Here is a 22,427-nt window from a genome sequence, read left to right as displayed (position 1 = left end):
GTATCTTTGTGGAAGGTTGGGATTTTAATGGGAATAGGGCTATGGGTGTCTACGATTGCTGTAGGACTTCAAACAATTTTTAGTTACATAGTTTTAAAACTATTGATAGGGGATAGAAACGTCAGTAAAATGGAAATTCTTTTATTAATATCTTTTTCTATGGGGATTGGAAGTTCATTCGTTTGGATAGGAACATATGGAATTGTTCTGATGATTCTATTTTTATTACTCTTCAGCTTTTACTTTATACCAATGGGGAAACTACATATTACTGGTGCACTATCCTATTCTTTGATATTCATGATAATTAGTGATCATGTTGCTGGAGTAATTGACAGCTATTTTTTTAATAATAATGGGATAATGCTACTTCCCTTGGACACATTTTTACATATGGCAGTAAGTATTGGGTTAGCTATAGGTATAGCACTTTTAATTGCTAAGATCAAACCTTCTGTCGAAAAGAAAGTCCCATTCTTATCCGAATTCTACCCAATTATCAGCATCATGGGGGTATTCATGATGCTGATCTATTACAGCAGTATTTTCCTTGGGAAGTATCTAGGCAACAATGTGGAGATCATTACCTTGAATTTGGTATTTTTTATTTTGTATTTCTTTATCTCAATTGTGGCGTTTCTAATGTACGCCAGTTCAACAAAGAATAAGTACGAGACCCAACAAAAAGAACTGGAGTATCTGTCCAATCAGCGATATATGGATGTTATGGAAAGCCAGTTCAAAGAAATCAGTAAGTTTCGTCATGATTATAAGAATATACTGACTTCGATGGAGAATTTTATTGTGGAACGAGATATGGATGGATTGGATGAGTATTATCGATCAATGCTTAAAACCTCTTCCAGAGTGATCGAACAAAATAATTACAAGCTGGAAAAGCTGAGTAATATTCAAGTTAGAGAATTGAAAAGTATTTTGGCATCAAAGCTGATAACAGCACAGGAAAAGGGCATTGATGTACGAATTGAAGTAACGGAAATGATCGATAACGTAAATCTGGATGCGGTCTCCTTGGTTCGGCTTATGGGCATATTTTTAGATAATGCCATTGAAGAGCTGGAGTATTTAGGTGAAGGAATACTTTCTGTTGCAGTCTATCAGGATAAGCAGGCTGTTCATTTGATTATTCAGAACAGCTGTCGAGAAGATCTACCAAAGCTGCATCAGCTGAAGACAAGAGGATTTTCAACAAAGGGGACGAATCGAGGGGACGGGCTGAGTAATGTACAGGAGATTGTGACAGAGGCAGTCAATATCCGTTTGGCTACCACGATTGAACACCAGCTGTTTACACAAAAAATGGTTATTGAATTTTAAAATATGAAAATACTGAATCATTTTAAGAGAAGTTATTGTAGTGTAGAAAGGAGTGGAAGTAATGCTGTCTATTATTATCTGCGAGGATGACTGGAAACAGCGTCAGATGCTTGAGCAGTACGTGAAGAATTTTATCATGATAGAAAACTTAGATATGGAATTGGCGTTTTCGACAGGCAATCCGACAGAGGTATTGGAATTTGTTAAGAGTAAGCCGAAGTTTGTAGGACTGTACTTTTTTGATGTTGATCTACAGCATGAGATGTCTGGATTGACACTTGCTGCTGAAATTCGAAAATACGACGATCTGGGGAAAATCGTATTTGTGACAACACATGGCGAGTTGTCCTATCTTACGTTCACTTATAAAGTGGAAGCAATGGATTATATTATCAAAGATACGCAGGAAAATATTCAAAAACGTGTGTGTGAGTGTATTCAGATTGCTCATGACCGAAGCTTGAATGATCGAAGCGGGAAAAAGCATTTCTTTAAATTTAAAGATGGAGATGCGATTCGATCAGTAGACATCAATGATATTATTTTCTTTGAGTCTTCCATTTCTTCTCATAAAGTAATTATGCACTTGGAAAATGGAGAAGAAGAGTTCTATGGTGCTTTAAAAGATATTGAAGATCAATACGAAGATTTTTACCGTTGCCATAAGTCATTTCTGATCAATAAAAATCATGTAGAGAAGATTCAGAAAAAAGAACGTATCGTTGAAATGAGTAATGGAGAGAGTTGTCTGGTTTCAGTTCGTGCAATGAAAAATTTATAATCAAAAGATGAGCTGTGGATGTCAAAATGAATCTCGGCTTTTTTTATTTAGGGCGGAGCGTCTTGGAGCAAGGAAATCTCAGCTCATGATAAAAACAGTCATTTATTAAGAAGTGTACAAAATTCATCGGCTACTTTGATTTCCTTTCTTTTCATTAATCCTCAGCTATGATAGAATATTAAGGAAGAAAATAGGGCAAATCTGCTCTTTAAGGAGGCTTTCATCAATGGCTGTAAAAATCAAAACGTCAGCAGGTACCATTGAGATTACCAATGAAGTCATTGCCACTGTAGTCGGCGGCGCTGCTACAGATATTTACGGAATCGTCGGCATGGCTAGCAAGAAGCAAATTAAAGATAATCTGAATGAGATTTTACGTAGAGAAAATTATTCAAAAGGTGTGGTGGTACGTCAAGAAGAGAATGGCGTAGCAGTAGATGTTTATACAATTGTCAGCTATGGAACAAAAATTTCTGAAGTTTCCCGTAATGTTCAGGAAAAAGTAATGTATAATCTTGAAACATTACTTGGTGTGACTGCAAATTCTGTCAATGTATTTGTACAAGGTGTTCGTGTGCTGCCTGATTAGAAGGACAGTCCGCTGTTGAAAAAGAGCAGGGCTCTGAATGAATCAGCAGTGATCTAAAGGAGGATATTTTAGGTGAATGTAACAGAAATCAGCGCAGGTCAGTTTCAGGAAATGGTCCAGGCCGGCGCCTCTCGTCTGCATGTAAATGCAGAGTATGTCAACTCGTTGAATGTTTTCCCTGTACCCGATGGGGATACAGGAACAAATATGAATTTATCCATGACCAGCGGAGCAAAAGCAGTAGCAGATTCTCGATCTGAAAAGGTGGGAGAGTTGGCAACAGCGTTGTCTAAAGGTTTATTAATGGGTGCCAGAGGAAATTCCGGCGTTATTCTTTCACAATTGTTCAGAGGTTTCTCCAAGCATATTCCTGATGTTGTGACACTAAATGCTGCAGACTTGGCAGCGGCATTTACTCACGGAGTGGAAACGGCTTATAAAGCAGTGATGAAGCCGGTAGAAGGAACCATTTTAACTGTTTCCCGTGAAGCGGCCCGTTCAGGTGAACGCAAAGCAAAAGAAACAGATGATTGTATTGAAGTAATGGAAGCTGTTGTAAAAGGAGCAAAACGTGCGTTGGCTAAAACACCTGATCTTCTTCCTGTCTTGAAAGAAGTCGGTGTGGTGGACAGCGGCGGTCAAGGGCTTCTGTTTATTTATGAAGGCTTTTTAGAGTCGCTATCTGGGAAATATGATCCGGAAGCAGTGTATGAGCCAACACCTGCTGAAATGGATGAAATGGTGAATGCTGAGCACCATCGAAGTGTGCAGGGACAAATGGCCACTGAAGACATTCACTTTGGCTACTGTACAGAAATCATGGTTCAAATCGGCGAAGGTCCGACCGTGGACAGCGACTTTGATTATGAAACATTCCGAAACTATCTAAATGAACTGGGTGATTCTCTGCTTGTCGTAAATGATGATGAGATTATCAAAGTTCACGTGCATACTGAACATCCTGGTGAAGTGATGAATTATGGACAGAAATTCGGTTCACTGGTTAAAGTAAAAGTGGATAATATGCGTTTGCAGCATGAAACCATTTTAGAGCATGATCAACAGGGTGTTGCAGCTCCTGCCAAGAAAGAACGTGTACCCTATGCAGTCATTGCGATTGCTGCTGGAAAAGGCGTGCAGGAGCTATTCAGAAGCTTGGGTGTCAGCTATATTATCAGCGGTGGGCAAACAATGAATCCGAGTACGGAAGATATTCTGAAAGCAGTCAAAGAGGTTAACGCAGATCAGGTTATCATTTTACCAAATAACAAAAATATCTTTATGGCAGCAGATCAGGCAGCAGAAGTAGCTGAGGTTCCTGTAGCAGTAGTGCCGTCTAAAACAATTTCACAGGGAATGACAGCGATGCTTGCATTCAATGATCAGCAGAAGCTGGAGGAAAATAAAGCCAGCATGACAGACATGTTGGAAAGTGTTGTCAGCGGTCAGGTGACAACAGCTGTTCGTGATACAACGATTGATAATGTGGAAATTAAAAAAGATGATTATCTTGGAATGATTGACGGAAAAATCGTCATTTCTGAACCAGATATGTTTAAGGCATCTTTAGATACATTGAATCGTATGATAGACGAAGACACAGAGATCATCACAATTATTGTCGGTGAAGACGGTACATTGGCAGAGGCGGAGAAACTGTCTGAAGCAATTACCTCTGAACATGAAGACTTGGAAACTGAGATTCATGAAGGCGATCAGCCGGTGTATCCGTATCTGTTTTCTGCTGAATAAATCAGCAGCAGGTAAAAGAAATAATTGTTGAAAGAACGGTTCTTTTAACTGACGCCATTTTATAAGAGTCTGAACAGTATTCTAACTGAATATTCGTCAGACTCTTTTCTTTAGATAGATTTATTATTTATTGCGTACATGTATATATGGACAGAAATATGGATAGGTAACTCAAAAGAATCTATGAAAAACTGACTGATCAAATAATCATCGCATTTTATAAAATGTCTCAAATATAAATCATTTCGGCGATAAAAGATGCAGAAAAAGCGCATCAGAACGACTATCGCAGTTTAAGGCTGCTTATTGTAAAGTGTTTATTTCGTTATCTGTGATAACATAATTAAATGGTTGCAAGTGGGGAGAACACAGGTTATGAATCCTTGCATATCAAGGATTTGAAGGATTTAGGTGAATATATTTCGAATTGTCCACGGTTGAAGGGAGGGAAATAAATGAAAAAATTGACGGACCCTTTATGTACACTTTCCGGTGTGGGGCCAAAAAGGGCAGAGGCGTTTGGAGAACTGGGTATTGACACAGTAAAAGATTTACTGACCTATTATCCCTTCCGGTATGAGGATATTCAGGAAAAGGAAATAGAGGATATCCAGGATCAGGAAAAAGTTACATTAAAAGGAACAGTTGTTTCTGAGGCTGTTCTTAACAGATTTGGTTATAAAAAAAGCAGACTTAATTTTAGAATTATGCAAGGACATGCGGTCATCAATGTGTCTTTTTTTAATCAGCCTTATTTAAAGGATAAGGTTGTTTTATCTGAAGATATAGCGGTCTATGGAAAATGGGATGCAAAAAGAAAGTCCTTAAACGGAATGAAAATTCTGGGAGCCAAAAATGATGGCGAGGAATTCGCTCCTATTTATCATGTCAATAAACGGGTCCGACAAAGCAGTCTGGTTCAGCTGATCCGTACAGGATTTGAAGAATATGGTTGTTTGGTAGAGGAAAACCTGCCGCAGGAGCTTCTGGAAAAATATCGCCTGATGGATCGTCCGACGGCGATGTTTGCCATGCATTTTCCTAAAAACCCGGAGGAAAGCCATCAGGCAAAACGCAGAGTTGTTTTTGAGGAATTTTTGCTTTTTCAGCTGAAAATACAAGGGCTGAAAAGACAGGAAAAAGCTGAAAAGAATGGGATAGCCATTCAGTACGATGTACAGAGATTGAAGGGATTCACCAAGAAACTGCCATTCGAGCTTACTCAGGCACAGAAGAAAGTCACTAATGAGATCTGTCGGGATCTTATGAGCCCGCAGCATATGCAGCGTCTGCTGCAGGGCGATGTTGGGAGCGGGAAGACAGTTGTGGCAGCAATTGCTTTGTATGCAGTAATGACTGCAGGATTTCAGGGCGCATTGATGGTGCCTACAGAAATACTGGCTCAGCAGCACATGGAAAGTTTGCAGCTGCTGTTCGATCCTCTGGAAGTACAAACAGCTCTTCTGACCGGATCAACGAAAGCTAAAGAACGTCGAGAAATATTGGAACAACTGGCCTCGGGTGAAATTGATGTGGTTATAGGAACCCATGCACTGATTCAGGAAGATGTTGTGTTTAAGCGGCTTGGACTTGTAATCACAGATGAGCAGCATCGCTTTGGTGTGAACCAGCGAAGGATTTTGAGAGAGAAGGGGCAGCATCCTGATGTACTTTTCATGACAGCTACACCCATTCCCAGAACATTGGCGATTACTGCTTTTGGAGAAATGGATGTATCCATTATTGATGAAATGCCAGCCGGAAGAATTCCAATAGAGACACGATGGATTCGACCGCCGCAGCTTGATACCGTATTGGAATGGATGCAGAAGGAGCTTGCACGAGGACATCAAGCCTATGTCATTTGTCCGCTGATTGAAGAATCAGAAGCACTGGATGTCAAGAATGCGACAGAAATTTTTGAGCATATGCAGGATGTTTTCAGTCCAGCTTACCAAGTGGGGCTGCTTCATGGAAAGATGAAAAATCTGGAAAAAGATGAGATTATGCAGCGCTTTAAAGAGAATGAGCTGCAGCTGCTGGTTTCTACGACTGTTATTGAGGTGGGTGTCAATGTTCCAAATGCAACAATTATGCTGATTATGGATGCAGATCGATTTGGTCTGGCTCAGCTGCACCAGCTTCGGGGACGTGTCGGTCGAGGCTCTGAGGCATCTTATTGTATATTAGTTGCCAATCCTAAAAATGAAATGGGGATTGAGCGAATGAAGATCATGACAGAGACTAATAATGGGTTTATTCTGAGCGAAAAAGACTTGGAGCTTCGAGGCTCGGGAGAGGTTTTTGGTGTTCGACAATCCGGACTTCCTGAATTTGTTGTTGGAGATATTATTACAGACTTCAATGTTCTGGAAGTTGCTCGGGAAGAGGCTTCCACAATTTGGAAGAAGAAGCAATGGTGGGTTCTCCCTGATTATCAGGGACTGGCGGAAGAAATTCAGCCGGAAGATGGGAAACATCAGTATTTTGATTAAGTAAAATATGCTATACTGATTCTTGTCTGGAAACTTCGGAGAGCTTGTAGGAATTCGATGCGGAGGATATGCACAGCGCTGACAAGTATAAAATTTTCAGAACTTATTCTGGTAGTAGAATCAGTTATACGAAAGTGCAATCAGTACTCCTTGAATGAGAGCAATCCAGTTAATTAAATGGAAAAATAACAAAAATATTATTTAATGGAGTTTCAGTCGTGTCTTAATTAAACGTTGATAAATTAAAATAGGAGGAAACATTTATGAGAATCGCCGTTGATGCCATGGGTGGCGATAATGCCCCTCAAGCTATAGTAGAAGGGGTCGTTCTGGCTAGAAACGATTTTCCGGATATTGAGTTTTTACTTTACGGAAAAGAGGAAGAGATCAGAGAATATATAACAGATGAAAAAAACATAAAGATTATTCATACAGATGAAAAAATAACAAGTAATGATGAGCCGGTAAAGGCTATTCGTCGAAAGAAAAATTCTTCTATGGTTCTCGCTGCTCAGGCAGTAAAAAATGGAGAAGCAGATGCTGTTTTTTCAGCAGGGAATACGGGAGCACTGTTGGCTGCAGGGTTATTCATTGTTGGCCGGATCAAACATGTTGAACGGCCGGGTCTGATGTCAACTATGCCGGTAATTGGTCAAAAGAATGGCGGATTTGATATGCTTGATTTAGGTGCAAATGCAGACAACAAGCCGGAACATCTTGTCCAATACGCAATCTTAGGTTCTTTTTATGCGAATCGAGTACGTGGAATTAACAAACCTAGAGTGGGCTTGTTGAATAACGGAACAGAAGAAAATAAAGGCAGCGAACTTACGAAGAAAACATTTGAGCTGCTGTCGGAAAATAAAACAGTGAACTTCATTGGGAACGTAGAAGCAAGAGAGCTGCTGAATGGACCTGCGGATGTTGTTGTAACAGATGGCTTTACTGGAAATGCAGTATTGAAATCCATTGAGGGAACGGCTATGAACATGATGTCATTGTTGAAATCCTCTATTTTAGCTGAAGGGTTCAAAGGTAAAATCGGTGCTGCCATGCTAAAAAATGCATTAAAGGGTATGAAATCAGAAATGGATTACTCAAAACATGGGGGGGCCGTACTATTCGGACTGAAAGCGCCTGTTGTAAAAACTCATGGAGCTACTGGTCCTGAAGCAGTTCGTTATACGATTCGCCAGATTCGAACGATGTTGATTACTGATGTAGTGGGTCAATTGGTAGAATACTACGAAGGAAGATAAATGTGAATAGAGCATGAATTTCTTTCGTTTATATATTTTTCTAAAAACATAGGGCTTTTTCTTGAAAATTTAGTGCTGGAGTTCTCAGAAACAGCCTCAATAATTACTCTGAACTTTCTCATTTCTTCAATAAAAAACATAGCATTTTTGCCTGTTTGTTGCAGCTTGTCTGTAACAAATTTGAAAAAATTGTAGACAAATGACAGATTTCTGAGTAAAATGTACCATAGTGCTTAAGACTTTTGGTGATTAATGTTTTTAAAAGCAGTGGAGGTGAAGACAGTTGACTCGTGAAGAAGTATTAAAAAAAGTAGCGAATATTATCTCAAATCACTTTGAGGTTGATACTGAGAATGTGACTGATCAACTGAACATTAAAGATGACCTGAATGCTGATTCAATCAGCGTGATGGAATTTGTTTTAGAGTTGGAAGACGAATTTGGAACTGAGATTTCTGATGAAGATGCAGAGCAGATTGAAACTGTGGGTGCTGCTGTAGATTATATCGTAAATCATTTATAGTAGACAAAACATAGTAAAAATAAAGGGTGGATTTCTTTGAAAGAAGGGTCTGCTCTTTTTTATTTTGAAATTGAAGATATTTCACGTTGTCAATAATTATTGGGAAAATACATGACATGCTTAAAAATAAATTTTAACAGCTTTGGGCGTGTTAAGTACTTGAGGCGTAATACTATTTATTTCATTGATTTTCTTTATGAACAGAGCCCTGTCTAGTCGGTAAAAGGACTGCGGAATGAAATAATCTTAACTGCTTGAAACTATTTTTAGGATAATAAAACTGAATCTGTGAAAGAAATCTCAGTTTTGTGTCTGTAGGCCTGATGATTTCGAGAAAAGGAGTTCTTTTCTTATATTTGGCGCGACTTGTTCAGGTCAAACCTTTTAAAATCTCTGTAAAAAAAGTATAATGGAGAAGGTCGTAAATAAATCTAAAGGAATGTGGAGAATGAACAATCAGTTAACACTTGAACTGAAAGAACGCTACGGCATTGTTTTCCATGATGTCAATTTATTAGAACAGGCTTTTACGCATTCATCCTATGTGAATGAGCATCGGTATCTAAAACTGTCTGACAATGAACGTTTGGAATTTTTGGGAGATGCAGTGTTGGAACTGTTAGTTTCACGTTATCTGTATCGTCATTTTCCTGATTTATCAGAAGGAAAGCTGACTAAAATGCGGGCAGCAATTGTCAGAGAAGACAGTTTATCAAAATTTGCCAAAGAATGTCATTTTGATCAGTATATCCTTTTAGGAAAAGGGGAAGAAAATTCTAGTGGTCGGGAACGTCCGGCGCTGCTTTGTGATGTGTTTGAAGCATTTTTAGGCGCACTCTATCTGGATCAGCAATTAGAAACAGTCAGAGAATTTGTAGCAAAAGTAATCTTTCCGAAGATTGATGCAGGTGCTTTTTCACATGAGATGGATCATAAGACACGATTGCAGGAGGTTCTGCAGCGCCAAGGTGATGTGTCGATTGATTATCGGCTAGTGAAAGAAGAGGGACCGGCTCACGACCGGGTTTTCTATATAGAAGTATTTTTGAATGAGGAATTGATTGGAACAGGTCAAGGAAAGTCCAAAAAACTGGCAGAACAGGATGCAGCTGAAAAAGCCCTAAAGAAATTTTCATAGACCTGCATCTGTTATAATGCTTGGACGAAAAAGATCAAGTATTGTTGACTTGTTATTGGAATTGTGCTTATCAATAATAAGTAAAGCGAAGCTATGAGTCCAAGGGTGATTCATTAGTTCCCTCACTCTTATTGCTTATGAGCTACTCGGCTTTTACAGCTTTTATATTATCCAGCTTCACGAACCAGCCTTTTCGGTAAATAGATGAATTGGAATAAGTTGATTGTAAGCGACTCATCCAATTCTCTAATTTACTCAAAGCCTGATCAGGTTCGTTCAGCTTTTACACTTATCTAGCTTCAAAAGCCAGCTCACTACGGCAATAAGATAAACTGCCTCTTGCGACAAAAAACATCGCATGGTCAGTTTCCTATATTGCTTATGAGCTGCCTAGCTTTTACAGCTTTTATTATCGGAAGGAGATTTTTTTCTTGTTTTTAAAACGTATTGAGATCGCAGGATTCAAGTCTTTTGCCGATCGAACAGTAATTGAATTTGAAAATGGTGTGACAGCTGTTGTTGGACCTAACGGCAGCGGTAAGAGCAACATTACTGAGGCTGTCCGCTGGGTACTGGGCGAACAGTCTGCCAAGAGTTTGCGTGGAGGCAAGATGCCGGACATTATTTTTGCCGGCTCAGAAGGGCGTAAACCGTTGAATATCGCGGAGGTAACTGTGGTGCTGGATAATAAAGACAATTATCTGCCGCTTGATTTTTCAGAGATCAGTGTCACGCGCCGCTATCGAAGAACTGGCGAGAGTGATTTCTTCATTAATAAACAAGCCTGCCGCCTAAAAGATATTCAGGATTTATTTATGGATTCCGGTTTGGGAAAAGAATCTTTTTCAATTATCTCACAGGGGAAAGTAGAAGCAATTTTCAATAGTAAACCGGAGGACCGCCGCGGGATCTTTGAAGAGGCTGCCGGCGTTTTAAAATATAAACAACGGAAGAAAAAAGCGGAACAGAAATTATTTGAAACAGAAGATAATTTAAATCGTGTACAGGATATTATTTACGAGCTGGAGGATCAGCTCACCCCTCTGGCAGCTCAGAGCGAAGCAGCTAAGCAATTTTTGAAATTGAAAGAGACATTAACAGAAATTGACGTGAGCCTGACTGTATCTGAAATAGAAGTAACCAAGCAGGTGTGGGAAGAGAAGTCGAAAGAACTGCAATCTGTGGAGGCGTTACTTACAGAACTTAGTCAGAAAATTTATCACTCGGAAGATCAGTTGCTTCAATTGAGAAGCCAGAGAAATAAACTGGATGAACAGCTTGATCAGCAGCAGCAGCAGTTACTGAAAATAACAGAAGCTCTGAAGCAGGCGGAAGGTCAGAAACAGGTGCTTATTGAGCGATCCAAGCATACACTGCAGACGACCTCTGAATATCAGGAAAATCTAAAAGAAACAGATGAAAAAATTCAACTGTATCGGACAGAGCTTCAAGAACTGCGAGAAAAGAACAGCTTGAAGCGTCAGGAGCAGGAACAGCTTGCAGTCGAAATAAAAAAAGCAGAGCAGGAAGTTGAAAAATACAGTAAATCTTCAAAAGAACTTTTGGAAGAGCTGCGCAGTGAGTATGTAGAAGTTATGCAGGAACAGGCGAATACAGCCAATGAACTGAAATATCTGGAGCGTCAGTATCAGCAGGAAACGGCAAAAAATCAACAGGCTGTGGAAAAGCATCAGACAATAGAAACACAGCTTGCTTCTGCTCAGCTTGAACAAGAAGAATTGACAGCTTTTTTGAAAGAGACAGAGTCTCAGTTGGAGCAACAGCGAATTGATTATACTGCTGCGAAACATACTTTGGATAAGCAACAGGAGGAACTTGCGGTCTCTCAGAAAAAAATGTATCAGATAATGAATCAGGTACAGCAGGTAAAAGCACGAAGTAAAAGTCTGCAGGAAATTCAGGAGAATTATTCAGGCTTCTATCAGGGAGTCAGAGCGGTTCTAAAACAGAAAAAACAGCTGAGCGGGATTGTGGGCGCAGTTGCTGAACTGATTGAAGTGCCCAAGGACTACACTTTAGCTGTAGAAACTGCACTGGGCGGCGCCGCACAGCATGTGATCGTAGAGAATGAATCAGATGGTCGGGCAGCAATCACATTTTTGAAACAGCAGCATAGTGGTCGAGCAACCTTTTTGCCTTTAACGGCGATTAAGCCCAGACAATTGTCTGCAGCAGTCAGGGAAAAAGTGAAAATAGTAGATGGTTATCTGGGTATAGCCAGCGAACTGGTTCGTTATCCGGAAAAAATCACAACAGTAGTACAAAACATTCTGGGTGTCACAATCATTGCAGCCAACCTGGAGAGCGCTAACCGTTTGGCAAAGACCATCAATTATCAATATCGGGTAGTATCTCTGGATGGAGACGTGATGAATCCCGGCGGTTCAATGACGGGCGGAGCTACAAAAAAAGGAAATCAGGGTAGTCTATTTTCTCAGACTCAAGAGCTTCAGACGCTGACAGACCAGTTAAAGCGATTGGAAACACAGCTGACAGATGATGAAAAACAGGTTCGATTTCTGACTGAACAGGTAAAAGAAACAACAGAGCAATTGGAACAGCTGCGTTCAAAAGGAGAACAAAGCCGTTTGAAGCAGCAGGAGTTGGAAAATAAATGTCTGAATAAAGAAGAAACAGTCAACCGCTTATTGAAAGAAAAAAGACTGTTTGAATATGAAAGTCAGGAGCTTCACCAATTCCTAGAAGAATATCAAAGTAAAAAGCTGGTACTTGAAGAACAGCAGCAGCAGCAGCAGCAGTCAAAAGACCGTCTGGATCAGGAAATGCGACAGATTGATCAAGAAGCCAGTCAGATGGAAACTTATAAAGATAAGGCCCAAGAAGAATTAAATCGAACTCGGGCAGAGCAGGGAGTTATTGCTGAGCAGCTGACACATCTTGAACAGCAGAGTAACAGCAAACAAGATCAGCTGGATGAAATGCTCTTGAAGGAAAGCGGACTAAAGCAGCAGCTGCAGCAGCTAAGCAATCATTCAAGTGATCATCAGGTAACAGAAGAGAGTCTTTCTATTCAGCTGGAACAGATGGCAGAGAAGAGAGCAGAGCTTGAAGAAGCCATCCAGCAGGGAAAGCGTAAACGACACAATCTGCAGGAACAGGTAGACATTCTGGATAACAATCTGGCGGAAGAGCACCGACAACAGAAACAGACCCAGACTGAACAAACTCAGATCGAAGTAATAAAAAATCGAGCAGAAATTAAACTGGACAATTCATTGCAGTATTTGCAGGAAGAATACAACTTAACTTACGAGAAGGCTGTAATGGATTATCAGAAGGAAGTTGAACCGGAGGAAGCAGGAACAGAAGTCAAACGTCTAAAACGAGAGATTGAACGTTTGGGACCGGTTAATATCAATGCAATTGAACAGTATGAACAAGTGAATGAACGGCATGAGTTTCTGACAACACAGCGTGATGATCTGCTGAATGCGAAAGATCAGCTATTTGAAACAATGGATGAAATGGATCAGGAAGTTAAATTACGTTTCAGCGAAGTATTTGAAGCAATTCGCGGGCAGTTTAAAACAGTATTTCCTAATATGTTTGGTGGCGGACGTGCAGAACTGATTTTGACAGATCCGGATGATTTACTGAATACGGGAATTGAGATTGAAGCACAGCCTCCAGGTAAAAAGCTTCAAAGTCTGAGTTTGCTTTCCGGCGGGGAACGAGCGTTAACAGCTATTGCCTTACTGTTTTCAATTATCCGGGTTCGTCCGGTACCATTCTGTATTCTTGATGAGGTGGAAGCTGCATTGGATGATGCGAATGTATCTCGCTTCGGTCACTACCTCAGTGATTTTGAAGATGAAACGCAGTTTATTGTTGTTACACATCGTAAAGGAACAATGGAGGCAGCAGATGTGCTGTATGGTGTTACCATGCAGGAATCCGGTGTATCCAAAATTGTTTCTGTTCGTTTGGATGATGTGAAGGAAGGCGGCGCTATTTCTACCAGTGCATAGATTATAGGAGGAGCGAAATGATAAAATTAATTGCCATAGATTTGGATGGAACCTTGCTGGACAGTCAAAAGCAAATTAGCAAGGAAGATCAGCGTGTACTGAGGCAGGCAAAAAGAGAAGGAATCAAAGTAGTTATTTGTACAGGTCGACCATTAGCTGCAATTCAAGGATACTTGGATGAATTGGATTTGAAAGAACCGGGAGATTATAGTATTACGTTTAATGGCGGATTAGTGCAGAAGAATGATACAGGTGAAATTATTGAAAAAGCACTGATGCCTGTTGAACATATTCATGAACTCTTTGGATTGGCGTCTTCTCTGGATGTACCTATGGATATTTTATCAGAGGGAACGGTGCTGCAGCTGCCGACTTCTCAAAATTATTTATCAATCTATGGACAGCTGAATAATCTTTTAACCTTTAAACGCGCGCAGTTGAATCATTTGTCTGTAGACCAAATTTATAATAAGGCAGTGGTAGCGATTGATGCGGACTATTTAGATGAACAGATAAAGAAGATACCTGCGGATTTTTATGAACGCTATGAGATTATTAAAACACGCAGCAATCTTTTGGAATTCATGCCTAAAGGAATTACAAAAGCTTACGGAATTTCCCTGTTGGCCAAAGACTTGGGCATCAGTCAGGAAGAAGTAATGGGCATCGGTGACGAAGAAAATGATCTGCCGATGATTCAATATGCCGGCATTGGTGTAGCCATGGCTAATGCTGTTCCCTTGGTCAAAGCAGCCGCAGATGTCGTGACAAAAAATAATGATCAAAATGGTGTTGCCCATGCGGTAACAGAGTACGCACTGAAATCTTTGAAAGGGGCAAACTGATGGGATTTTTTGATAAGATAAAAAAGGCCTTTAGGGCAGATAAGGAAGCAGGAAAAGAAGAACTGCTGAATGAAGAACTTCCAGCAGAAGAAAATGAATCTGAAAAGCTGGAAGGACAGGACAACGAACAGCCGCAGGAAGAACTGAGTGCTGTAGATAATGAATTAGACGAGACATCAGCTGAAGATATTAAAATAGGTGAAGTTATTGAATCATCTGAAAATGAACTTGAAGAAGAGATTCAGACGCAACAAAAATACGAAAAAGGGCTGGAAAAAACCAGAAAAACTTTCTCACAGCGTTTCAATGAATTGATGGCCAACTTCCGAAGTGTAGATGAAGACTTTTTTGAAGAGCTGGAAGAAACATTGATTGGCGCTGATGTCGGCTTTGAAACAGCTATTAAAATCACGGAAGAGTTGAGACAGGAAGTGAAGCTGCGCAATGCCAAGAAAACAGCAGAAGTTCAAAATACCATCATTGAAAAAATGGTTAACTTGTACGAAGCAGAAGGAGTGGATGAAAATAATTCACTGAATATTCAGCCTGACGGACTGACAATCATGCTTTTCGTAGGCGTAAACGGCGTTGGAAAGACGACCAGTATTGGTAAGCTCGCACATGAGTTCAAACAAAATGGGAAGAAAGTGATGCTGGCAGCGGCAGATACGTTTAGAGCTGGAGCGATTGATCAGCTCGTTGTGTGGGGAGACCGTGCGGGAGTTGAAGTGGTTCGCGGCAATGCTGGAGGAGACCCGGCAGCAGTGGTATTTGATGCTGTTGAACGGGCAAAAATAGAACAGGCAGATATTTTGCTGGTAGACACTGCCGGACGTCTGCAGAATAAAGTAAATCTGATGAATGAACTGGAAAAAATCAAACGGGTCATTCAACGGGAAATTCCTGATGCGCCACATGAGGTTTTGTTGGTAGTGGATGCGACAACCGGACAAAACGCTATGTCACAGGCAAAACAATTTAAAGAAACCACAGATGTGACAGGACTGGTATTGACAAAGCTGGATGGAACAGCCAAGGGCGGAATTGTCCTGGCTATTCGGAATGAACTCCATTTACCTGTGAAATTAGTTGGTCTGGGGGAAGGAATCAATGACCTTGAACCATTCGATGCAAACGACTTTGCACTTGGATTGTTTAAAGGGCTGTTGAAGGAAGAGTAGAAAATAGAAGCGGCTAGAATGAAAATCCAGCTGCTTTTTTTATATCTGACATTAATGGCGGAGCTGCTAAATCATAAAACTTACTTTTAATTTGAAAATGGAAAAAGTAGGAGGTGGACAGCAAAGCTGCTATAAATCCTTCTGTATCAACGGTTAAATTAGCACGGCTTTTAATCTAAACAGACTGTAATGTGAATGCTGATTATAACCCTATCGATTCTTTTTTAATGCTTCTAGATGAGCTGTCTGCAGCTGAACTTGGAGAGTACAGGGATAAAATTACCTTTACAGGTATTCTCGCAGATGGCTCCAGTGAGAAAAATTTCAATACACCTCTATCCTATCCAGTAATTAAACTGTGAGCTTCATTTTCTTTACAGTTATTTTTTGTGATTTAGATCAATAAGAAATTATTGGAAAAGCTGTTTCTTTAGACAGTTCTATAAGCATCGGTATTTCTATTTACGCCTCAAAGCCCTCTGATTACCATGGTATCTATTCGACCGAACAGAGAGATTCTCCCTATTTTCCTGCTTAATTACTACAATGGACAGTGACGGTAAATTTGTTATTTTCTGTGAAGAAGATTTTTCTTTTGTATTGTTACATGCAGTAACAGGTGATTATTCAACAGTTGAAAAGCTTAACAAGTGTAAGAAGTCCTTTTCAAAAGTAGAAAAAAGAGATGGTTCTCTGCTGACCGAGCAAAGAACCACCTCTTTTAATTTTCCCTTTAACAGCAATTATTTAACTGTAACGATGCCAATTTCTGTATTTTCTGAAACAGCGCCCTTTTTAGCCAAAGTGATGCCGGAGACAGCTTCTCTATTTGTCATGACAACAACGATATCTGTTCCTTTTCCGGCTGCTTTAATCTGGTCCCAATCGACGTCAGCCAGCAATGTGTCAGAAGTGACTCTTTGTCCTTCTCTAACGTGTACAGTAAAAGGTTCGCCGTTTAATTCAACTGTATCCAATCCGATGTGAACGAGTACTTCCAGACCGGTATCTGTTAATATTCCGATGGCATGTTTAGTTTCAAAAATAGTTGTAATTGTTCCTGCAACCGGTGCAAATATTTTCCCGTTTACAGGTTTTACTGCAAAGCCGTCACCCATCATTTTTTGTGAAAATACAGGATCATTTACTTCAGTAATAGCAATAACTTCTCCTTCAGCAGGAGAGAACAGTGTTTCTTCTTTCAGTACAGCAGTTGCAGTAGTTTCTGCAGCTGCTAAATCAGCAGCGAAGCTCTGCGGTACATTACCGGCCATAGCCAGTTCATCTACGTATAGTTCACCTGTTTCTTCATCTGCCGGCTCCACTTTATTAAAAATTCCCTGGCGACGGAAGAGAATAGTCAGAAAGAACGGAAGGACAATGGCAATTGCCATAGAAATAATGAATGGCAGCCAATCTTGAACACGGATAGCAAGTATACCTGGAAGCCCTCCGACACCAATCGCATTTGCCCGAACGCCCATCAGGGTAGCGAACATCCCCGCCAATCCTGAGCCAATCATTGCTGCAACAAATGGATATACATATTTTAAGTTAATCCCGAACATCGCCGGCTCTGTGACACCAAGGTAACAGGAAATCATAGATGGGATAGAAATTTGCTCTTCTTTTTTATTGCCGCGGTGCAGGAAGATAATTCCCAAAACCGCTGATCCTTGAGCGATATTTGACAATGCGATCATTGGCCAAAGGTTCGTTGACTGGAAGTCGGCAATCAGCTGTGTATCGATGGCATTACTCATATGATGAAGTCCTGTAATAACCAAAGGCGCATATAAGAAGCCGAAGACTGCTCCGAACAGCCAGTTAAGGGCAGACGTCAGCCCGGTGTTAACGACATTTGAAATAACGTTACCGATAGCCCAGCCGATGGGTCCCAAGATAACATGGGCTGCCAGAATAGTTGGGACTAAGGCAAAGAGCGGTACAAAAATCATTGAAATAGCTTGCGGGATAACTTTCCGGAAGAAAATTTCCAGATAAGCAAGCATAAATCCTGCCAGCATTGCCGGAATAACCTGTGCCTGATAACCAATCATCTGTACTTGTGCAAAACCAAAGTCCCAAAATGGAATATCGGCAGCAGCAGCACCCGCTACGCCATACGCATTCAAAAGCTGCGGTGAAACCAGTGTAATCCCCAAAACAATTCCCAGTATCTGTGTAGTTCCCATTTTTTTCGCAATACTCCAGGTAATTCCTACAGGAAGAAAATGGAAGATTGCTTCACCGGGAAGCCATAAAAATGAGTTGACACCATTCCAGAATGTGGAAGCTTCAGCAATGGTTTGTCCGCCCAAACCGCTGAATTGAATGCCTTCCAAAACATTTCTGAATCCAAGAATTAATCCCCCAACAATAATTGCTGGAATAATTGGAGTGAAAATCTCAGCTAATACACCTATTGCACGTTGAATCGGATTTAGATTTTGTTTTGCCGCTGCTTTTCCCTGTTCCTTGGAAACACCGTCAATACCTGAAACTGCAGAAAAATCGTTAAAAAATAATGGCACATCGTTTCCAATAATGACTTGAAATTGTCCGGCATTGGTAAACATTCCTTTGACACTTGGAATATTTTCAATTGCTTTTTCATCTGCCAGCGAAGGATCGTTTAAAACGAAACGCATACGAGTGGCACAATGACTGACAGCTGCAATATTTTCTTTCCCGCCAATATCCTTTAATAGCTGTTCAGCATCTGCTGAGTATTTACCCATCAGAAAAACCCCTTTCGTTAACTTGTATACACAAGTTGATTTATTTCGTTTTAATCATAACTGCTTATACAAGAAAATGCAAGCGTTTTACTTTAAAAGAAATATAGATTTTTTTTTTGGAGGAAATATCTCTTTTCGGTAAGATTTGTAACAGATGAAATAAATAATACTGATAATACTGATATATCAAGGGAATTTGTAGTTGTATAAATGGACTGAAGAGCCTCAAGTACAAAAATAAATAAGATAATAACGCTTGAAAAAGAAAGAATGGAATTGTATAATTGTTGGTGAACATGTATAGACAAGTTTCGGAGGGGTATCTTATGAATTATATAGAAATACACAAAGAAAATGAACAGCTGATGGTGTTAGTCGAAGGAAGAACGTTGACATTTTCAGGTCAACTGACGGTAGAAAACGCAGCAAATATTCGTGAAGAATTGAAAGGCAGTATTTTTGATGGGGGTATAATTAATTGGTCTGAAACTGAGTCTTTCATGGAATTTCAAGAAGTAGATAAATTTCGCCTGATATTAGAAGAAACATTGAATAAACCGATTATTTTTGCGTCAGCAGTTAAGGATTCTGTAGAGGCTTCACTGAAAGAGGAAGCAGAATACTGCAGCTGGAATTTAGTCTATCATGATTTTCGTACGGGAAAAGATGAGTATGCTGCTGAATCCTTATTAACCACTGGAAACGGATTTATTGGGTTAAGAGGCACAGTACCGGAAATGCGAATTACAAAAGATACCTATCCGGCGACATATCTTGCAGGGCTGTATAATACAGCCGAGTCACAGATAGAGGGTCAGATAATTAAAAATGAGGATTTTGTCAATGCGCCAAATCTGCAGTATATTTCGCTGGAAATTGATGGAGAAATAGTGAACTTCACGCAGGAAACAGTGAAATTTTTTAAACGAAGTTTGGATTTGCGAACCGGTTTGTTTGAAGCAGTAAGTATTCTGGAAACCTCTGCCGGAAGTCAGCTAAAAGTCACGGTGAAGCGTGTAGTCAGTATGGCCAATATGCATGAATACAGCTTGTCTTATGAAGTCATGCCCCTTAATTTCAATGGAAAAGTAACAATTACTACTGAAGCAGATGGAACAGTTTTTAACTATAACGTGGCTCGTTACCGCAGTCTGACAAAGCAGCATTTAAAAGTTACTGAGACTGTAGCAGAGGCAATGAGGAGCCGTTTACAGGCAAAAACACTAGAGTCGGCATTTACAATTGTTCAGGAAGCACAGCTTTTCAGCTCAACAATGGATCTGTCTGAACTGATCTCTGAAATAACGGATGAAAAGGTGATCCAATCGATGTCCGTCGAAATGGCGGAGGGTCAAAAGTACACACTTGAAAAAAGTGTAGCTGTCCATCTTTATAAAAAAGGGGAAGAACAAAAAAGCCATGAGTTTGAGGCTTTCGAAATTTCTGATTTTAATAGTATGTATAAAGCGTCTTCTGAAGTGTGGAAAGACTATTGGCAGGAAACAGCCATTATGGTTGAAGGGGATATGATGTCTGAAAAAATGCTGCATCTTCACACCTACCATATATTAGTTTCAGGTTCTCCAACAGCTAATCCAACTTTGGATGCTTCAATTACTGCTCGCGGACTGCATGGAGAAGCCTATCGAGGACATATTTTCTGGGATGAACTGTTTATTCTTCCGTTCTATATTATTCATTTTCCGGAAACAGCACGGCAGTTGTTGATGTATCGCTACAATCGTTTGCCTGCTGCCAAAAGCAGTGCTGCCAAAGCCGGTTATCAGGGAGCGATGTTCCCGTGGCAGTCCGGTTTGGATGGAACAGAGCAGTCACAGGAGCTGCATCTAAATCCGATCAGCGGTGAATGGGGAGAAGATCACAGCCGTCTGCAGCGTCATGTATCTTTGGCAATTGCCTATAATGTCTGGCTGTATAATAACAATACTGAAGATAAAGAATTCATGATTCATCATGGTATTGAATTGTTGATGGAAATTGCAAAATTCTGGTTGAGTATTGCAGCGTATAACGACAAAACTGAGCGCTATTCAATTTCTGGAGTGATGGGTCCGGATGAATTCCATGAGGCGTATCCGGGAAGCACTAAGGGTGGATTGACGGATAATGCCTATACTAATATGATGGTCGTTTGGCTGTTTGAAGAAATCGAAGCATTGTATCTGAATTATTCTGCTGATGATTTAGCAACAGCGCAGAAAAAAGCGGAAATGACCAGAGAGGATCTGGCTCAAATGAATCGTATCCGACATGACTTGAATCTGGAAATTAATTCGGAAGGGGTTATTGCTCAATTTGCCGGTTATTTTGATTTGAAAGAAATAGACTGGACTTACTATAAAGAAGAGTATGGAAATATCTATCGAATGGATCGTATTTTAAGTGCGGAAGGATGTTCGGCTGATGAATATAAGGTAGCTAAACAAGCTGATTCGTTGATGATTTTCTATAATTTCCGCAAAGATAAGGTGGATCAGATTTTAGCGGATATGGGCTATCAGCTGCCGGAGGATTATCTTGAGAAGAACTTGAATTATTATCTGGCCAGAACTTCTCATGGCTCAACGTTATCCAGAATAGTGCATTCTCAACTGGCCTCCATTGTTGAGGATAAAGAGCTTGCCTGGAACTTGTATCAGGAGGCGCTGTATTCAGATTATCAGGATATACAGGGCGGAACGACAGCGGAAGGCATTCATGCCGGAGTGATGGCTGCCACATTGTTTATTACACTAACAACTTTTGCCGGGATTGATATTCGTCAAAAGGAAGTTGCAATCCAACCGCAGCTGCCGGAAACATGGGAGAAATTGAAGTTCCGTTTAAATATTCGAGGGGTCCATTATCAACTGGTCATAGATAAAGAGAAGATTCAAATTGAAGCGGATCAGTCGGTAAGAGTCACTATTAAAGGAGAAACTGTTTCTCTGGAAAGTGGGCAATCGCAGCAACTTTTTTATGAAGGAGTCAGTGCCAAATGAGAAGAGGATTCATTTTTGATCTTGACGGGGTCATCACCGATACAGCAAAATACCACTATATAGCCTGGAAGGATTTGGGGGCAACCTTGGGCATTACCATTGACCCAGTATTCAATGAACAGCTGAAGGGAATCAGCAGGATGGACTCACTGGATCGGATTCTAGCTTATGGCGGAAAAGAAACTGTCTATTCCAAAGAAGAGAAAGAGCAGCTGGCGGAAAAGAAAAACGACCACTATGTAGAGTTGTTACAAACGTTATCTCCGGCAGATTTATTGCCGGGAGTGAAGGAGTTTATCAGTCAGGCAAAGGAAAGAAAAATCCCTTGTGCGATTGCTTCAGCTTCGAAAAATGCCCCGGTAATTTTAGAAAAGCTGGGAGTAACCGGATATTTCAGCTATATTGTAGATCCAGATACTCTAAATCGTGGGAAGCCTGATCCGGAGATATTTCTAAAAGCAGCAGAAGCATTAGCTGTAAAGCCTCAGGAAGCTGTTGGTTTTGAGGATGCTCAGGCAGGCATTGACGGAATCAATGCCGCAGGGATGTATGCGGTGGGTATTGTCGAAAATGAAAAACTTTTAGGTGCTGATCAGCTGGTTTATCGGCTGGATGAATTGGCTATCGATGAGTTGCTGAAGAAATAAGCTGGAGCTAATGATTTCAGACCTTTTACAATGACAAGATTTGGAAAATTCTATCATTGTGAAAGGTTTTTCTTTTTAAATTATTTGGGAAATATTTTTTGAAACGGCTCTCATAGCTGTAATAAA

14 protein-coding genes are annotated in these 22,427 nt (G+C 40.3%); 13 read left to right on the top strand and 1 reads right to left on the bottom strand.

What is annotated here, in order from left to right:
* Positions 1–27 precede the first annotated feature (27 nt).
* The 11 genes from IW492_RS03765 to ftsY all read left to right on the top strand — a co-directional run bounded on the left by IW492_RS03765 (position 28) and on the right by ftsY (position 15,911).
* Entirely contained in the window at positions 28–1,338 is a 1,311-nt protein-coding gene (locus IW492_RS03765; protein ID WP_202065416.1) for a sensor histidine kinase, read from the top strand.
* 61 nt (positions 1,339–1,399) lie between these two features.
* Positions 1,400–2,119 (top strand): LytR/AlgR family response regulator transcription factor, encoded by a 720-nt coding sequence (locus tag IW492_RS03760; protein WP_202065414.1) that lies wholly within the window; start codon positions 1,400–1,402, stop codon positions 2,117–2,119.
* 226 nt (positions 2,120–2,345) lie between these two features.
* Entirely contained in the window at positions 2,346–2,708 is a 363-nt protein-coding gene (locus IW492_RS03755; RefSeq protein ID WP_202065407.1) for an Asp23/Gls24 family envelope stress response protein, read from the top strand.
* A gap of 72 nt (positions 2,709–2,780) precedes the next feature.
* The gene (locus tag IW492_RS03750; RefSeq protein WP_202065405.1) at positions 2,781–4,460 is read left to right on the top strand and encodes a DAK2 domain-containing protein; all 1,680 of its coding nucleotides are present in this window, start codon (positions 2,781–2,783) and stop codon (positions 4,458–4,460) included.
* A 455-nt stretch (positions 4,461–4,915) separates the two neighbouring features.
* Positions 4,916–6,955, top strand: a complete 2,040-nt coding sequence (gene recG, locus IW492_RS03745) for an ATP-dependent DNA helicase RecG (protein WP_202065402.1) — start codon at positions 4,916–4,918, stop codon at positions 6,953–6,955.
* Positions 6,956–7,218: 263 nt separating this feature from the next.
* Positions 7,219–8,214, top strand: coding sequence for a phosphate acyltransferase PlsX (gene plsX / locus IW492_RS03740; protein ID WP_202065400.1), 996 nt, complete (start codon positions 7,219–7,221; stop codon positions 8,212–8,214).
* Between the two features lie 283 nt (positions 8,215–8,497).
* The gene (gene acpP / locus IW492_RS03735) at positions 8,498–8,737 is read left to right on the top strand and encodes an acyl carrier protein (RefSeq protein ID WP_202065398.1); all 240 of its coding nucleotides are present in this window, start codon (positions 8,498–8,500) and stop codon (positions 8,735–8,737) included.
* A 448-nt stretch (positions 8,738–9,185) separates the two neighbouring features.
* Positions 9,186–9,875, top strand: a complete 690-nt coding sequence (gene rnc, locus IW492_RS03730) for a ribonuclease III (RefSeq protein WP_202065396.1) — start codon at positions 9,186–9,188, stop codon at positions 9,873–9,875.
* Between the two features lie 431 nt (positions 9,876–10,306).
* Complete coding sequence (gene smc / locus IW492_RS03725; protein WP_202065393.1) at positions 10,307–13,885, top strand: chromosome segregation protein SMC; 3,579 nt, start codon at positions 10,307–10,309, stop codon at positions 13,883–13,885.
* A gap of 17 nt (positions 13,886–13,902) precedes the next feature.
* Positions 13,903–14,730, top strand: coding sequence for a Cof-type HAD-IIB family hydrolase (locus IW492_RS03720; RefSeq protein WP_202065386.1), 828 nt, complete (start codon positions 13,903–13,905; stop codon positions 14,728–14,730).
* On the top strand, positions 14,730–15,911 hold the full coding sequence (gene ftsY / locus IW492_RS03715) for a signal recognition particle-docking protein FtsY (protein ID WP_202065385.1): 1,182 nt from the start codon (positions 14,730–14,732) through the stop codon (positions 15,909–15,911). Before IW492_RS03720 ends, ftsY begins: the two co-directional genes overlap by 1 nt.
* A gap of 743 nt (positions 15,912–16,654) precedes the next feature.
* Here the strand turns inward: ftsY and treP are convergent.
* Positions 16,655–18,652 carry a PTS system trehalose-specific EIIBC component gene (gene treP / locus IW492_RS03710; RefSeq protein ID WP_202065377.1) on the bottom strand — a complete coding sequence of 666 codons (1,998 nt, stop codon included), beginning with the start codon at positions 18,650–18,652 and terminating at the stop codon, positions 16,655–16,657.
* Between the two features lie 326 nt (positions 18,653–18,978).
* Here treP and IW492_RS03705 point away from each other — a divergent pair, with 326 nt between their 5' ends.
* Positions 18,979–21,654, top strand: coding sequence for a glycoside hydrolase family 65 protein (locus tag IW492_RS03705; protein ID WP_202065368.1), 2,676 nt, complete (start codon positions 18,979–18,981; stop codon positions 21,652–21,654).
* Entirely contained in the window at positions 21,651–22,301 is a 651-nt protein-coding gene (pgmB, locus tag IW492_RS03700) for a beta-phosphoglucomutase (protein WP_202065366.1), read from the top strand. Before IW492_RS03705 ends, pgmB begins: the two co-directional genes overlap by 4 nt.
* Positions 22,302–22,427 lie beyond the last annotated feature (126 nt).

Origin of the sequence: Enterococcus sp. BWB1-3 (assembly GCF_016745275.1) — a bacterium.
In the GTDB taxonomy this organism is placed as follows: Bacteria; Bacillota; Bacilli; order Lactobacillales; family Enterococcaceae; genus Enterococcus_L.
Note: the sequence above shows the minus strand (reverse complement) of the source record. Positions and strands in the feature narration are given on the sequence as shown.

Bases quoted from the DNA above. Each gene is read 5' to 3' on its own strand.
- treP (WP_202065377.1), bottom strand. From the start codon at position 18,652: ATGGGTAAATACTCAGCAGATGCTGAACAGCTATTAAAGGATATTGGC.
- IW492_RS03765 (WP_202065416.1), top strand. From the start codon at position 28: ATGGGAATAGGGCTATGGGTGTCTACGATTGCTGTAGGACTTCAAACA.
- IW492_RS03760 (WP_202065414.1), top strand. From the start codon at position 1,400: ATGCTGTCTATTATTATCTGCGAGGATGACTGGAAACAGCGTCAGATG.
- rnc (WP_202065396.1), top strand. From the start codon at position 9,186: ATGAACAATCAGTTAACACTTGAACTGAAAGAACGCTACGGCATTGTT.
- pgmB (WP_202065366.1), top strand. From the start codon at position 21,651: ATGAGAAGAGGATTCATTTTTGATCTTGACGGGGTCATCACCGATACA.
- IW492_RS03705 (WP_202065368.1), top strand. From the start codon at position 18,979: ATGAATTATATAGAAATACACAAAGAAAATGAACAGCTGATGGTGTTA.
- recG (WP_202065402.1), top strand. From the start codon at position 4,916: ATGAAAAAATTGACGGACCCTTTATGTACACTTTCCGGTGTGGGGCCA.
- IW492_RS03720 (WP_202065386.1), top strand. From the start codon at position 13,903: ATGATAAAATTAATTGCCATAGATTTGGATGGAACCTTGCTGGACAGT.
- IW492_RS03755 (WP_202065407.1), top strand. From the start codon at position 2,346: ATGGCTGTAAAAATCAAAACGTCAGCAGGTACCATTGAGATTACCAAT.
- plsX (WP_202065400.1), top strand. From the start codon at position 7,219: ATGAGAATCGCCGTTGATGCCATGGGTGGCGATAATGCCCCTCAAGCT.
- ftsY (WP_202065385.1), top strand. From the start codon at position 14,730: ATGGGATTTTTTGATAAGATAAAAAAGGCCTTTAGGGCAGATAAGGAA.